At 66.3% G+C, this 14,840-nt stretch carries 14 protein-coding genes; 3 read left to right on the forward strand and 11 right to left on the reverse strand.

Annotation, left to right across the window (positions count from 1 at the left end):
- Nucleotides 1-28 precede the first annotated feature (28 nt).
- Entirely contained in the window at nucleotides 29-967 is a 939-nt protein-coding gene (locus tag ACFSCT_RS04930) for a nucleoside hydrolase (RefSeq protein ID WP_379140589.1), read from the forward strand.
- A 50-nt stretch (nucleotides 968-1,017) separates the two neighbouring features.
- On the opposite strand, the gene ACFSCT_RS04935 is transcribed toward ACFSCT_RS04930, so the two are convergent.
- The 8 genes from ACFSCT_RS04935 to pyrH form a co-directional block, all read right to left on the reverse strand.
- Nucleotides 1,018-1,821, reverse strand: coding sequence for an OmpH/Skp family outer membrane protein (locus ACFSCT_RS04935; protein ID WP_379140591.1), 804 nt, complete (start codon nucleotides 1,819-1,821; stop codon nucleotides 1,018-1,020).
- Complete coding sequence (bamA, locus tag ACFSCT_RS04940) at nucleotides 1,775-4,159, reverse strand: outer membrane protein assembly factor BamA (protein ID WP_379140593.1); 2,385 nt, start codon at nucleotides 4,157-4,159, stop codon at nucleotides 1,775-1,777. The genes ACFSCT_RS04935 and bamA overlap by 47 nt, the downstream gene beginning before the upstream one ends.
- A 106-nt stretch (nucleotides 4,160-4,265) precedes the next feature.
- Nucleotides 4,266-5,603 carry an RIP metalloprotease RseP gene (gene rseP / locus ACFSCT_RS04945; protein ID WP_379140729.1) on the reverse strand — a complete coding sequence of 446 codons (1,338 nt, stop codon included), beginning with the start codon at nucleotides 5,601-5,603 and terminating at the stop codon, nucleotides 4,266-4,268.
- The gene (dxr, locus tag ACFSCT_RS04950) at nucleotides 5,594-6,769 is read right to left on the reverse strand and encodes a 1-deoxy-D-xylulose-5-phosphate reductoisomerase (RefSeq protein WP_379140594.1); all 1,176 of its coding nucleotides are present in this window, start codon (nucleotides 6,767-6,769) and stop codon (nucleotides 5,594-5,596) included. The genes rseP and dxr overlap by 10 nt, the downstream gene beginning before the upstream one ends.
- Nucleotides 6,770-6,772: 3 nt before the next feature.
- Nucleotides 6,773-7,624 carry a phosphatidate cytidylyltransferase gene (locus ACFSCT_RS04955; protein ID WP_379140596.1) on the reverse strand — a complete coding sequence of 284 codons (852 nt, stop codon included), beginning with the start codon at nucleotides 7,622-7,624 and terminating at the stop codon, nucleotides 6,773-6,775.
- Nucleotides 7,621-8,385, reverse strand: coding sequence for a polyprenyl diphosphate synthase (uppS, locus tag ACFSCT_RS04960; RefSeq protein WP_379140598.1), 765 nt, complete (start codon nucleotides 8,383-8,385; stop codon nucleotides 7,621-7,623). Before uppS ends, ACFSCT_RS04955 begins: the two co-directional genes overlap by 4 nt.
- Before the next feature lie 4 nt (nucleotides 8,386-8,389).
- On the reverse strand, nucleotides 8,390-8,953 hold the full coding sequence (gene frr / locus ACFSCT_RS04965; RefSeq protein ID WP_379140600.1) for a ribosome recycling factor: 564 nt from the start codon (nucleotides 8,951-8,953) through the stop codon (nucleotides 8,390-8,392).
- Nucleotides 8,954-9,202: 249 nt separating this feature from the next.
- Nucleotides 9,203-9,937, reverse strand: coding sequence for a UMP kinase (pyrH, locus tag ACFSCT_RS04970; protein ID WP_379140601.1), 735 nt, complete (start codon nucleotides 9,935-9,937; stop codon nucleotides 9,203-9,205).
- Nucleotides 9,938-10,032: 95 nt separating this feature from the next.
- Here pyrH and miaA point away from each other — a divergent pair, with 95 nt between their 5' ends.
- Nucleotides 10,033-10,938 carry a tRNA (adenosine(37)-N6)-dimethylallyltransferase MiaA gene (gene miaA / locus ACFSCT_RS04975; protein ID WP_379140604.1) on the forward strand — a complete coding sequence of 302 codons (906 nt, stop codon included), beginning with the start codon at nucleotides 10,033-10,035 and terminating at the stop codon, nucleotides 10,936-10,938.
- Nucleotides 10,939-11,032: 94 nt separating this feature from the next.
- Here miaA and ACFSCT_RS04980 read toward each other — a convergent pair whose 3' ends face one another.
- Nucleotides 11,033-12,025, reverse strand: a complete 993-nt coding sequence (locus ACFSCT_RS04980; protein WP_379140606.1) for a nucleoside recognition domain-containing protein — start codon at nucleotides 12,023-12,025, stop codon at nucleotides 11,033-11,035.
- A gap of 105 nt (nucleotides 12,026-12,130) precedes the next feature.
- Here ACFSCT_RS04980 and ACFSCT_RS04985 point away from each other — a divergent pair, with 105 nt between their 5' ends.
- Nucleotides 12,131-12,583, forward strand: coding sequence for an Lrp/AsnC family transcriptional regulator (locus ACFSCT_RS04985; RefSeq protein ID WP_379140609.1), 453 nt, complete (start codon nucleotides 12,131-12,133; stop codon nucleotides 12,581-12,583).
- Here the strand turns inward: ACFSCT_RS04985 and ACFSCT_RS04990 are convergent.
- A complete protein-coding gene (locus ACFSCT_RS04990; protein ID WP_379140612.1) occupies nucleotides 12,580-13,356 on the reverse strand; it encodes an RlmE family RNA methyltransferase in 777 nt (258 codons plus the stop codon). The genes ACFSCT_RS04985 and ACFSCT_RS04990 overlap by 4 nt on opposite strands.
- Complete coding sequence (locus ACFSCT_RS04995) at nucleotides 13,356-14,474, reverse strand: Ppx/GppA phosphatase family protein (protein WP_379140614.1); 1,119 nt, start codon at nucleotides 14,472-14,474, stop codon at nucleotides 13,356-13,358. Before ACFSCT_RS04995 ends, ACFSCT_RS04990 begins: the two co-directional genes overlap by 1 nt.
- Nucleotides 14,475-14,840 lie beyond the last annotated feature (366 nt).

The following is a 14,840-nucleotide window of genomic DNA, read 5'->3' on the forward strand; positions in this document are numbered from 1 at the left end:
GGGCCATGGGCTGAAAAGGACGGATCCGGTGGAAAAAACCCGCGTCATCATAGATACAGACCCCGGGCAGGATGATGCGGTCGCGATCCTGCTGGCGTTGGCGAGCCCCGAGATCGAGGTTCTGGCCCTGACCGTCGTGGCCGGTAACGTGCCGCTTGCCCATACCGTGCGAAACGCCCAGAAGATCTGCGAACTCGCCGGGCGGCCCGATCTGCCGATCTATGCCGGTTGCGATGCGCCCTTGTTCCGGCCGCTGACCACGGCCGAATATGTGCATGGCGAAACCGGTCTGGACGGTATCGAACTGCCCGCGCCGACGATGCCTCTGGCCCAAGGTCATGCGGTAGATTTCATCATCGACACGCTGCGGCGCGAACCCGAGGGCAGCATCACGCTGGTCCCGATCGGGCCGCTGACCAATATCGCCGCGGCATTTCAGCGCGCCCCCGACATCATCCCCCGCGTGCGGCAGATCGTGTTGATGGGCGGAGCCTATTTCGAGGTCGGCAACGTCACCCCGGCCGCCGAATTCAACATCTATGTCGACCCCGAGGCCGCGCAGATCGTTTTCGATGCGGGGGTCGATCTGGTGGTGATGCCGCTTGACGTGACCCACCGCGCACTGACCAGCCAGGACTGGCTGGACCGGATGGCGGCGATAGATACCCCGGTCGCCCGCGCCGTGGTGTCCTGGACCGGCTTTTTCGAACGCTATGACCGGGCGAAATACGGCGCCGAGGGCGCGCCCCTGCACGATCCCTGCACGATCGCATGGCTGATCCGGCCCGGGCTTTTCTCGGGGCGCAGGATCAATGTCGAGATCGAGACCGAGGGCCGCTATACGCTCGGCATGACCGTCGCCGATTGGTGGGGCGTGACCGACCGGGCCCCAAATGCGCTGTTCATGCGCGACGTGGACCGGGCCGGGTTCTTCGATCTGCTGACCGAGCGGCTGGCGCGGCTATAGCACCCGGAAAACCGCGTTTCCGCTGCTGTGGTGGGGCGCCCGTCAGCCGGCTATTGGGGCGGCGGCGTTACCGGGGACGCGGCCGCGCCCGGCGCCGAACCATTTACCGCATCGCTGTGATCGCCGTCGGTTTGCGCGGGCTGTGGTTGCTGCGCGGCATCGGGCGGCGGGGCGGGATCGGTTCGTGGCGGCACGACCGCCCTGCCCGCGCCATCGCCCAGCGACTTGTCGATCCGCGCGATCATATCCGCCGTGACGTCGAGCGAATCCGCCGCCAGAAAGACCGTGCGGCGATCCATGATCGCCAAGGCGCCGCGTTCCCGCATCAGCACGCTGAACAGCGGAAGCGCGGCGTTCAGAAAGGCGGCATGTTCCGCATCCGCCAGCCGCGACAGATCTGCCGAACGCTGGTCACGCTCGCGCCGCACCTCTTGCACGCGGGTGTCGAAGGTATCGGCGCGCTTGCGGAATTCCTGCGGCGAAAGCGTCTGGCGCGCCTCGGTCAGGTCGCGTTCCTCGGCGGCAAGCTGGCGCACGATCCGCTCGTTCTCGTCCGAGATCGTGCGGGTCTGCTCCTCCAGCTCGCGCTTGACCCGCTTGCCCCAGGCCGATTCCGCGTAAAGCGCCTCTTGATCGACGGTCAGCAGCGCCGACATGATCACCGGCTGGCTGAAATCCGACGCGGGCGCCTGCCCGATCAGGCCGCGCGTCAGGCCAAGCTCGGGCGTAGCGGTGCCCGGCTGCTCGGCTTGCTGGGCGAATGCCGCCCCCGACAGCACCATGACCGCCGCAGCGACCAGCCCCGCCCTAGAAAGAGCTTTGGATGGTGAGATCGAAGCTTTGCGCCTTGTCATAATCTTCCTTCTTCAGCGCCTTGGACAGGTTGAACCGCAACGGCCCGATGGGCGTATCCCAGAACATGGATACACCGACGGTAGCCCGGACATGCATGCGATCGTCCACCTGAACACCGTTCGCACCGTCGCGGTCGTCCAGACCCCAGACCGAGCCGATATCGGCGAACAGGCCGCCCTGAATCCCGTATTCCTCGGGCAGACCGATGGGGAAACGTGCCTCGGCCCGCGCCACCCAGAAGAAGTTGCCGCCCAGAACGTCCTTGTTCGGCGCCGCCAGATCGCGCGGCCCCATGCCGCCGGGCGCAAAGCCGCGAATCTTCGCCGCGCCCTTGAAACGGTCCGTCACACGGCTTTTCTGGTTGCTCAGCATGTGGATCGCCCCGGCCTCGAACTGACCGGTCAGGGTGACCTCGGGGCGCCACGCGGTGCTTTCGACGCCTGCGAACAGCGACGAGGTTACCGATTTGACATCGCCGCCGACGCCCGCGAAATCCTGCGACCAGCGCAGGACATAGTTGGTTTCGGGGTCGAGTTTCGTGATGCGGGTGTCATAGGTATAGGAATACCCAAGCGCACTGGTCCAGCGCGACCCCTCTTCCCGCTTCAGGATCGGGGACGAGCCGACCAGCTTGCCGTCTTCCGGATCGGTATGGATCGGGTCCACATCGAACAGCGTATCCTTGGACAGCTTATAGCGCAGCTCCAGCCGGCCGTTCTGCGACACCGGGAATTCCAGCGCCGGCGAGATCCCCGCGGACCGGGTGTTGTATTCGGCGTTCTGGCGGTCGGTGGTGATGTACCAGGTCGAGAATTTGGCCTTCAGATCGCGTCCGAGGAAATAGGGCTCGACGAAGGTGAAGGACGAGTTCTGGTTGTCCCTGCCGGTCGAGAACGACAGTTGCACCTGCTGGCCGCGACCAAGGAAGTTCTGTTCCGACAATGCCGCGTTGAAGCCGGCGCCGGTGTTGGCGCCATAGCTGACCCCAAAGGTCAGGCTGCCGGTCGGCTGTTCCTCGACGTTGACGTCGACGATGACCTGCTGCGGGGTCGAGCCTTCGCGGCTTTGCACCTGCGCATCCGAGAAATACCCCAGCGCCCGGACACGTTCGGCGGCGTTGCGGATCTCGCGCGGGTTGAAGGGGTCGCCTTCGACCGTGTTGAACTGGCGGCGGATCACCTCGTCCAGCGTGGTCGTGTTGCCCTCGATGTCGATCCGTTCCACGAAGATGCGCGGCCCGCGGGTCAGCGCGAAGGTCAGGTCCAGCGTCTGGTTGCGCAGGTTGCGGGTGATACGCGGCTCGATATTGACGAAATTCTGGCCCTGCTGGATCGCCACCGACTCCATCCGCCGGATCGAGTTGTCGATATCCGTGGGGTTATAGACCTGCCCCGGGCGCACCCGGTTCTGGGCCGAGAACGGCGCCGCATCAACGCCCGGAATCTCGCTGATCACATTGACGTTGCCAAAGGTATAGCGCGGGCCTTCCTGAATGTTGAAGGTGATGAAGAACGCATCCCGCTCGCGCGCGATTTCGGGGGCGATCCCCTGAACCTTGAAATCGGCATAGCCGCGCGAACGGTAGAAATCGGTCAGCAGCCGTTCGTCCAGACCGATGCGGTCGGGCAGATAGGTGTCGCGTTTGATGAAGGCGCGCAGCAGCCCGGCCTGCTTGGTTTCCAGCACCTGCCGCAGGCGGCGGTCCGAAAAGGTGCGGTTGCCGGTAAATGTGATGCGCTCGATCTCGGTCACGTCGCCTTCGCGGACCTCGAACACCAGATCGACGCGGTTATTGGCACGGCGGATGACCTTGGGGTCGATGCGCGCGGCCAGACGCCCCTGCGAGGCATAGACCTTGGCCATTTCCTCGGCATCGGATTCGGCGGTCGCGGGCGAAAACACCCGGTTCGCCTGCGATTTGATGACCGAGCTTAACTGTTCGTCCTTGATGCGACGGTTGCCCTCGATGCTGATCACGTTGATGGTGGGGTATTCCGATACGCGGATCACAAGGGTCGAGCCCTGCGGGATGATCTCGACCGTCTCGAACAGGCCCGAGTTCTGCAACCGCTGCACCGCGTCGTTCACCTGACCGGCCGAGACCTGGGCACCGCGCGGAATATTGGCGTAAGAGATGATCGTCTGCGGCTCGATCCGCTGATTGCCCTCGATTCGGATCGAATTAAAGACAAAGGCCGCGGCCGGCGCCGGGACGAACCCGACCGGAACCGCAAGGCTGATCGCGGTCACAAGCGCCGCCGCGCGTCCCAAACCCGTTCTGCTGGAACGCCGATTCCCGGCAGCGGGGCCACGCGCCCGCCCATTTGATCTTGTCATTGTCCCGCCCCTCTCGACGCCCGGCTGCGCGGTAGTGGTTTATCCCGACCGCTTTATCGAAGACCTAAAGCAAAAGGCGGCGCGAATGTCAAAAGAACAAGCGTTATCAGGGGCAGATAATGTCGTTGGTTAGGCCAAAAAGCATCAGTCCGATGACCAGCGCCATGCCCATGAAAGACAGCACGTTGACGACCTGCGGGCTGGGCGGACGACGTGCGACGCCCTCGAAAAGGTAAAGCGCCAGATGGCCGCCGTCCAGCACCGGTATCGGCAGCAGGTTCAGAAAACCGATGGCGGTCGACAGCATCCCGATCCACCATATGAAGGTCTGCAAGCCCGCGCTGGCGGCCGCCCCGGTCGTGTCGGCGATGGTGATCGCGCCGCGCAGGTTGCAACTGTCGATCGCCCCCGTCACCATCGCCCACAACCCGCTGAGCGACTGCACGATCACGTCCCAGACCTGCGTCACGCCCAGTTGCAGCGCCTCGACCGGACCGGCCATCCGGGTCGCGGGGGTGAAATAGCCCTCGCCCCCGGTCACGCCCAACAGCCAGCGCTTTGAAAACCCGCCGCCCGGGTTCGGAACATCGGTTTCCCGCGCCGCGACCGTCAGCGCGACCTCGCCCGTGCCGTCGCGCCAGATCCGCAGCGCGATCGGCGCGCCCTCGGCCGCGCCCACGCGCTCGCGCAGATCGGCAAAGCGGCTGACCGGGGTGCCGTCGACCGACAGCACCACGTCGCCCGCAAGGATCCCCGCGTCATCCGCCGCCGAACCCGGGCCGACATTGCCGATGCGGGCCGGCGACGGGTCGGGACCGCGCACGGTCGTCCGCGCCCCGTCGCGCAGGACCAGCCAATCCTGCGGGCCGGGGTTAAGCGTCTGGGGCAATTTGAAAAAGGCGCTCCAATCGGGGGTCACCTGCCCGCCGACGGCCAGAATTTCGTCGCCCGCGCGCAACTCGTTCGGGACCCCGGGCGGCGCGTTCAGGACGCTGCCCACCCGGACCTGATCGACAGCGATACCGCCGAACATCGCGACACCGCCGAAGATCAGCACCGACAGGATGAAGTTGAAAACCGGCCCCGCCGCCACGGTGGCGAAGCGCGCCCAAAGCCCTGCGCCCTCCATCGTTTCGCTGCGCTGGCGCGCGGACATGCCATCGGTGCGGCTGCCCATCGAGGCCGCGTTCGCGTCCCCGGCGAATTTCACATAGCCGCCCAAGGGAATGGCCGCGACCTGCCAGAGCGTGCCGCGCCGGTCGCGCACGGCAAAAAGCCGCGGGCCGAAACCGACCGAAAACACCTCGGCTCTGATGCCGCTCCACCGACCGACGATGTAATGGCCGAATTCGTGCACGGTCACGACCACCGAAAGCGCCACCACAAAGGCAAGCAAGGTCCACAGGGTGGATCCGAAATCAGGCAGCCAGTCGATCATGCAAATTCCCTTGTCGCCCGAAGCGCGGCGCGGCGCCCGGCGCCGTCCCAGTCCATCACCGTGGCAAGGCTGTCGGGATCGCGTGCGAATCCCGGCTGTCCCGCCATCTGCGCCAGCGCGTTTTCGACCACCGGCGCCATGTCTGTAAAACGGATGCTTCCGGCGATAAAGGCGTCCAGCGCCGCTTCTTTCGCAGAATTGAACACCGCCCCCGCCATCCCGCCCGCGTCGATCACCTCGCGCGCCAGCCGCAGCGCGGGCCAGCGGGCCTCGTCGGGGAGGTAAAACGACAGCCTGCCCGCCGCGGCGAGATCGAGGCGCTGAACCGGCAGCGGCAACCGCTTTGGCCAGTTCAGCGCATAGCCGATCGCGTGGCGCATATCCGGCGCGCCCAGATGGGCGATTGTGCCGCCGTCGCGATGGGTGACCAGCGCATGAACCAGGGATTCGGGGTGCACCAGAACCTCGATTTCATCTGAGGTAAGGCCAAAAAACTCGACAGCCTCAATGACTTCCATTGCCTTATTGAACATTGAGGCGCTGTCGATGGTGATCCGCTGCCCCATGGCCCAGTTCGGATGCGACGAGGCTTGTTCCACCGTGGCCGTCGCCAGCTTTTCGATGGGCCAGTCGCGAAACGCGCCGCCGGATGCGGTTATGGTGACATGGCTGACGGAATCGGGCTTTTCGGGGCCAAGCAGCTGAAATATCGCCGAATGCTCGCTGTCGACCGGCAGGATCGTGGCGCCGGCGCGGCGTGCCGCCCGCATGATCAGCGGGCCGGCCGCGACAAGCGTTTCCTTGTTGGCCAGCGCCAGTGTCGCGCCGCGTTCCACCGCCGCCAGTCCCGGCGCCAGACCGGCCGCGCCGACGATGGCCGACATGACCCAGCCGGCCGGCATCGCGCCCGCCTCGGCCACCGCGCCCGCGCCCGACATGGCGACGGTATCGGTGCCGGCCAGGGCCTCGCGCAGATCCGCCAAAAGCGCCTCATCCGCGATCACAGCGGCTTTTGCCCGCAGGGCGCGGGCCATTTCGGCCAGACGCGCGACATTCCGGCCCCCGGTCAGCGCGACGGTCTCGAACGCCTCCGGCCCGCCCGCCCGCATCAACAGATCGAATGTGTTTTCGCCGACCGATCCGGTCGCGCCAAGCACGGTCACGCTGCGCATCCGCTAGCCCCCGGTCCCGATCTGCGGCAGACCGCTTAGCAGCCATATCAGCAACGCGGCAAGGATCGCGCCGGTCATCGCATCAAAGCGGTCCATGACGCCGCCATGCCCCGGGATCAGGTTCGAGCTGTCCTTGACGCCGGTCCGTCGCTTGAGCCAGCTTTCCGCGATGTCGCCCATCTGCCCGGCGAAAGCGACCAGCGGCGACAGCAGGATCAACAGCGGCCCGGCATGGCCCGCCACCACCAGAACCAGCCCGTAAAGCGCAGCGGCGAGCCAGCCCGCGACGGTGCCCGACCATGTTTTCTTGGGGCTGATCGCCGGCCAGAACTTGGGGCCGCCGAACTGCTTGCCGGCGAAATAGCCCGCCACGTCGGACAGGATCACGCAGCCGACGATCCAGCCGACGACGGCGAAGCCCTTGGCCTCAAGCAGCAGGACCAGCCCGTATCCGCCCAGCCCCATGGCGACGGCGAACAGCACGAAGGCCGGCTTCAGGTCGTTTCGCGCGCCCAGCATGCCCGCGAATGCCGGTATCCCTAGCAAAAGCACGGCCCAGTTTGAATCGATCGTCAGCGCCAGAAATGTCATCAGCGCCGCCAGAATCCCGGTGATCAGCGGCCGCCATTCACCGGACAGGACGGTGTGAAACTCGGGGTGGCTCCACGCGGTCATCCGCGCCAGTTCCCAGATCATCGTGCCGGTCAGGACCGAAACCCCAAGCCGCAGCCAGATCCCCGACGACCACGCCAGAATGACGGCAATGACGATCAGCACCGCGGCCGAGGTTACACGGACCCCAAGATCGGCCCATCTGCCCCGTCCTTCGGTCCCGGATCGGTTGCCTGACGTCATACGCCGCCGAAACGCCGGTCACGGTTGCCGAAGCGGTCCAGAATCTCGGCCAGATGCGCGGGCGAGAAATCCGGCCACAGCGTGGGCGTGAATTCATATTCGGCATAGGCTGCCTGCCACGGCAGAAAGTTCGAGACCCGGGTCTCGCCCGAGGTGCGGATGACCAGATCCGGGTCGGGATGCCCGGCCGTGTCCAGACAGCCGGCAAAAGCGGCGCTGTCGCATTGATCCTGACCAAGCTCGCCCCGGCGGACCTTTTCGGCCATGCGGACGGCGGCGCGGACGATTTCATCGCGACCGCCATAGTTGATTCCGACCGTCAAGTTCAGCCTTGTGTTGCCCGAGGTGGTGATCTCGATCTTGTCCATCAGCCCGCGCAGCTTCGGGTTCAGCTTCTCACGCTCGCCGATAAAGCGCATGCGCACGCCCTCGGCCGACATGCGCCCGGCCTCGCGCTCGATATAGCGGGCGAATATGCCCATGAGACCAAGCACTTCCTCGGTCGTGCGTTTCCAGTTCTCGGTCGAGAACGCATATAGCGTCAGCCAGTCGACACCCATGTCGGGACAGGCGCTGACGATCTGCTTGACACGCTCGGCGCCCTTGCGGTGGCCGACAAGGCGCGGCCAGCCGCGGTTGGTGGCCCAGCGGCCGTTGCCGTCCATGATGATGGCGACATGGCGCGGGCGTCCGGGCGTGCCGGGGATGACGGCGCCGGGTGCGGGCGCGGCGAGTTCGGGGCGCGGCAGGGGTTCGGCCATGGCATCACACCTGCATGATCTCGGCCTGCTTGGCCTCAAGCGCCTTGTCGACCTCGGCGATCATCTTGTCGGTCAGATCCTGCACGGCGCTTTCCCAGAACTTCTGGTCATCCTCGGCCATGCCGGCGGATTTGGCCTTCTTGACCTGATCCATGCCGTCCCGGCGAACGTTGCGAATCGCGACGCGGGCATGTTCGGCATATTGCGCGGCGACCTTGGTCAGCTCGCGGCGCCGTTCCTCGTTCAATTCGGGGATCGGCAGCATGATGATGGTGCCGTTCAGTTGCGGGTTGATGCCCAGGCCGCTTTCCCGGATCGCCTTTTCGGCTTTGCCCACCAGACCCTTGTCCCAGATGTTGATGGTGACCATGCGCGGCTCGGGCACGTTCACGGTGCCGATCTGGTTGATCGGGGTCGGGCTGCCATAGGCATCGACCATGATCGGCTCGACCATGGTCGCCGACGCACGCCCGGTGCGCAGGCTGCCGAATTCGTGGCGCAGGCTTTCCATTGCGCCTTTCATCCGACGCTCAAGGTCGTCGGTATCGACTTCAATCTCATCTGCCATCGTGTCTTGCCTGTCGTTTTGTCTTTCGTTTCGTTGTACCTGCAATGCGATGGCTTGGCAAAGCATTTGCCGCGTCCCATGCGGCCGGACGCCGGTTCGTGATGCCGGTTTCACACGTTCGATGTCGGTTGCAGGCGATGCGCCCGGCGCCGCGCGCCGGCAGTCATCCCCCGGCCGCTTTTCGCGCCCCGGATGCCGCCATCCGGTCGCGCGTCGGGCGCGGGCGGCCGCAGGGGATCAGCGGGGGGATCAGCCGTGAACCTGCGTACTGGTGCCACGGCCTTCCAGAATACCCCGGAAGCCGCCCGGTTCATCCAGCGAAAACACGATGATCGGCAGGCCGTTGTCCCGCGCGAGCGCGATGGCCGAGGCGTCCATCACCCCCAGATGCTTTTGCAGCACCTCGTCATAGGTCACGTTCTCATAGCGTTTGGCGTCGGGGAATTTCTTCGGGTCCTTGTCATAGACCCCATCGACCTTGGTGCCCTTGAAGATGGCCTCGCAGTTCATCTCATTGGCGCGCAGCGTGGCGGCGGTGTCGGTGGTGAAATAGGGGTTGCCGGTACCGGCGGCGAAGATGATCACGCGCTTTTTCTCAAGGTGCCGGACGGCGCGGCGGCGGATATAGGGCTCGGCCACCTCGTCCATGCGGATGGCGCTGATCACCCGGGTATGGATGCCCTTGGCCTCCAGCGCTGATTGCATGGCCAGCGCGTTCATCACCGTGGCCAGCATCCCCATGTAATCGGCCGTCGTCCGCTCCATCCCCTGGGCGCTGCCTTGCAACCCGCGAAAGATGTTGCCGCCGCCGATCACCATGCAGACCTCGACGCCCAGCTTGTGGACCGATTCGACCTCATCGGCGATGCGCGCGACGGTGGGCGGATGCAGCCCGTAGCCTTGGTCCCCCATCAGCGCCTCGCCCGAAATCTTGAGCATTACGCGCTGGTAGCTGGTCGGGGCGGTCCCTTCCTTGGTTGTCATCGGGTTCCCCTTGTCGTGCCAGTTGTCGTGCCAGGCTGTCATCGCCGGGCAAAATGTCGCAAAAGCGGGTTGGTTTCAACCGCTGGATTGATCTGATGCGTGATCCTGCCCTTGCGTCACTCAGCGACCTGCCGGACGACCGCCCGGTCCTGATCGCCGGCCCCACGGCCAGCGGCAAATCGGCGCTGGCGCTGCGTATCGCGCAGACCCGCGGCGGGGTGGTGGTGAATGCCGATGCGCTTCAGGTCTGGTCGTGCTGGCGGGTGCTGACCGCGCGCCCCTCGGCCGCCGATGAGGGCGCCGCGCCGCATGCGCTTTACGGCCATGTCGCGCCCGGCCGCAGCTATTCGGTCGGCGACTGGCTGGCCGAGGTGGCGGCGATCCTGCGCGCCGCCGCCCGGGGCGGTCCGCGACCGATCATCATCGGCGGCACCGGGCTTTATCTGACCGCGCTGACGCGCGGGCTTGCGGTAATTCCCCCGGTCCCGCCCGAGATCCGAATTGCCGGCGATGCGCTTCTGGCCGAACCCGACGGGCTGGCGCGCATGGTCGCGGGGCTGGACCCCCGCACCGCGGCCGGTATCGACCTTTGCAACCCCGCCCGCGTTCAGCGCGCGTGGGAGGTGCTGCGCGCCACCGGACGCGGGCTTGCCGACTGGCAGGCAGAGACCCCGGCGCCGCTGGTGCCACCGGAAAGCGCGCTGCGGCTGCTGATCACCGCCGACCGGGATTGGCTGGCCGACCGCATCGCCCGCCGTTTCGCCCTGATGATGGCGGCGGGTGCGCTGGACGAGGTCCGCGCCGCCCTGCCCCATTGGCAGCCGGGCGCGCAATGGATCCGCGCCATCGGCGCCCCGGAACTGGCCGCGCATCTGCGCGGCGAGACGACGCTTGACGCGGCGATCGAGCGTGCCGTCATCGCCACCCGCCAATACGCGAAATCGCAACGCATCTGGTTTCGCGGCCGGATGCAGGACTGGCAGCCGGTGGCCGCGGGCTGAACGCGCCGGCGGCCAGAGGCAGCGCAAAAGCAGCAGAAAACCGGACGGCCGGGTAGGACGAGCCGGGTCGGGCGTGCCGGTGTGGCGCGTGCGCCTACCCCGGCTGGCGCCCGGCCCCGGCCGTCGCGGGCGCGGGCCCGACGAACAGCAGGCCGTGGAACCAGCGGTCGGGGACCGCCCGGATCAGCCGCATGATCGCCGCCGTCGCCACGATGGCAAAGATCAGCCGCCCCGGGATCATCGCCCAGCCATCGGCGCCGATGGCCATGACCACGGCGGTATCCTCGATCATGCCATGGGCGAACCCCATGAAGATGCAGGCGGCGAGAATCTGGCGCGGCGTGATGCGGCCGCTTTGCGCCTCGCGGATCATCAGCCCGCCGCCATAGGCGATGCCCAGAAGCGTGCCGATCACCGCGAATTGCCGCGCCTCGCCCCGGATGCCGGCAAGCCGCAGCACCGGGTCGATCGCCCGGTTCATCGCCGCCATCGTCCCCGTCGCCTCCAAGGCCGCGACGCCCCAGCCAAGCGCCAGCAGGATGACCAGCATCCACAGCATCATCTGGGCCAGCGACCACAGAAAGCCCGGCCAGTCCTGGCTGGCCGCCATCGGCGTCCAGACCGCCTGGATCGGGCCGTCGAGCCAGCCCGTCGTCAGGCTGATCCGGTGCAGGATCGCGGCATAGACAAGGCCGCCCAGCACCCGGATCGCCGTGCTGGCGATCATCGCCGCCCCGGCGCGGCGCAGGATGCCCTGCTCGATCGGCAGGGCGTGGGTGAACAGCAGCAGCGCCGAGAAAACGGTGATGTCGGCGGTGGTCAGTTCGGATACCGGCACCAGCGTGAAGATCAGCGGCAACGCCCCCCAGATGCCGACCAGCATCCCGGTCAGCCAGGCCAGCCCCAGTTCGGGCGGCAGCCCATAGAAGGACATGACCGGCGCGAAGGCGGGGGCGATCGCCTTGATCACCCCGGCGCGCGACAGGGCTTCGGCGGCCAGCGTAATCGGCACGATCAGCCGCGCCAGTTCCCAGTAGATGACCAGCAGATCCGCCGTCTTGCGCCTGAACGCCTGCAACCGAGCCATGGTATGATTCCCTTCTTGACGGCTCCTTTCTGGCACGGGTGGCGTGACGGTTGTGGTCAAAGATTGCGGTTTTGTGCAATATTATTGCAAACCGAAAGGCCGCCCATGGACCGCATCGACCGCAAGATCCTGAACCTGATGCAGCAGGATGCCGCGCGCACCAACGCCGATCTGGCCGATGCGGTCGGGCTGTCGCCCTCGACCTGCCTGCGCCGGGTGCGCCGGCTGCGCGGCGCGGGCATCATCGAACGGATTGTGGCGGTGCTGAACCCGGCCCGCGCCGGCCGGGTGCTGAAGGCGGTGGTGACGGTCGAACTGAAGGCGCACAGCGACCAGCACATGCGGCGGTTCCTGGACCTCGCCACGCGTGAGGAAGCCGTCGCCCAAGCCTATGCCGTGACCGGCGAGCCCGATGTGGTGCTGTTTCTGCGGCTCAGCGACATGGAGGAATTCGACGCGCTTTGCGACCGGCTGTTCCGCACCCAGACCAATGTCGCGCGCTTCACCACCATGATGGTGATCCGCACCGGCAAAGAGGAAACCGCGATCCGGCTTTAGGCTCCGGTCCCGTCGCCATCCTCGACCGACCCGTCGCCATCATCGGGTGATCGGCCCCGAAACCCCTGCGCAACCACGAATTTTTCCGATGAATCGCTGCGGCTCGCGGGCGGTTTCACATTGGCGACCTTGGCGAAATTGCGCTTCAGGATCGCCTGCATCTCGTTCTCGGCACCGCCGGCCAGAACCTTGGCGACGAAAGTGCCGCCCTCTTCCAGCACGTCAAAGGCGAATGCCGCCGCCGCCTCGACCAGCGCCACGATGCGCAGATGGTCGGTGCCCTTGTGCCCGCTTGCGGCCGCGGCCATGTCCGACATCACCACATCGGCACGGCCACCGAGCCATGCCTTGACCTTGTCGTCGGCACCTTCGTCCAGAAAATCAAGCTGATGGATCTCGGCCCCGGCAATCGGATCGACCTCTTGCAGGTCCACGCCCAGCACCCGGCCGACCTTCTTGCCGGATTTCTCGCCAAGCGCATTCACGCGCGCCACCGCGACCTGACACCAGCCGCCCGGCGCGCAGCCCAGATCGACGACCCGGGCGCCCGGCACGAGAAAGTGGTATTTATCGTCCAGTTCCAGTATCTTGAAGGCGGCGCGGCCGCGAAAGCCCTCGCGCTTGGCGCGGGCGACATAAGGGTCGTTCAACTGCCGCTCCAGCCACAGCGTGCTGGACAGCTTGCGGCCCTTGGCGGTCTTGACCCGGACCCGCAGATCGCGCTGTCCGCGCCCGGACGACTTCTTTTCCCCGGACTTCTTTTCGCCCGTCATCACGCCACCCCGTTCAACCCGTCGGATTCCAGCACGCCATCGCGCGCCATCTGCGCATAAAGCAACCCCTCGCGCAGGCCCCGGTCGGCGACCGACAGCCGGTTGGTCGGCCAGACCCGCATCAGCGTTTGCAGGATCGCCGCGCCCGACATGATCAGCGCATGGCGTTCCCGCCCGATGCGGGGATCGGCGCGCCGCCCCGAGGGGCCCAGCATCAGATAGTCGCGGATCACCCGGTCGATCTGGTCGCTGGTCATGGTCAGCCCGTCGACCTTGGTCCGGTCATAGCGTTTCAGCCCAAGATGGCTGGCCGCGACCGTGGTCACCGTGCCCGAGGTGCCGATGATCTGGAAATTCTCGGGCGGCGCGCCGGCGGAATAGGGCGCGAAATCGGCAAGCTTTTCCTCGAAATACCAGCTCATCAGCGCGAACCGGCCCTGATCGTCCTCGACATCCGCGAACTGGTCGCGCAGCGTGGCGACACCCAGCGGCACCGAGATCCAGTCGACCACCCGCGCCGCGCCCGGCCGCGGATCACGGAAACTGTCGGCCAGCCGCATGATCGAACGCGGCCTTTCGGCCGGCTCGACCTCGGTCAGGTCGATCCAGACCAGTTCGGTCGAACCGCCGCCGATGTCGACCACCATAAGCTGTTCGGTCCGCAGGCTGACCAGCGGCGCGCAGGAGATCACGGCCAGCCGCGCCTCTTCCTCGGCCTCGATGATTTCCAGCGGCAGACCGGTCTCGCGCCGGATCAGGCGCATGAAATCGCGGCTGTTGCGGGCGCGCCGGCAGGCCTCGGTTGCAACCAGACGCATGCGAGTGACGTTATGTGTTTCGATCTTGCGGCGACAGACCTGCAAGGCATGCACCGTGCGCGCCATCGAGATGCGCGAAAGCCGGCCAGAGGCTTCCAGCCCATGGCCCAACTGGACAGGCTTTGAAAAGCTGTCCACAACCTGAAACTGACTGCCCTGAGGACGGGCAATCAGCATCCGGCAACTATTTGTCCCGAGATCAAGGGCGGCGTATAGCTCGCCCTGCTCGGATGCGCGGGTGATGGTCGGCTCTACCGGGCTCGGGAACGCGTCCATACCCGCAGGACGCCTGGGCGTCATATCCACGCCCTCCGATAACAAGTTGAAAACAAGGTAACGTGCCCGTGCCCCGTGTTCAAGGGCCGGTGATGTGCCGGATTGATCGGGGATGTGATCGGGGGTGTGATCGGGGGCGGCGTTCCGGCGCCGATCCCCGGACCCCCGGCAAGCGGTAAAGCGGTCGACATCGGGGTTTCCGCGGGCCCCTGCGCCGCCCGTTTTGCGACGAGTGCCCCTGCGGCGACGGGTCGCGGCAAACGGTCAAGGCGCGACCGGCCCCGGATCGGCATTCGAGGCTATTCATGACCGGCCACGGCGCCATCACGCGCGAGATCCCTGCCGGCGCACGCATCGCCGCCTGAATCGCGCCGGTTTCGCCCGAACCCG

The sequence above is a fragment of the Paracoccus pacificus genome (assembly GCF_042680785.1).
Classification (GTDB): Bacteria; Pseudomonadota; Alphaproteobacteria; order Rhodobacterales; family Rhodobacteraceae; genus Paracoccus; species Paracoccus pacificus.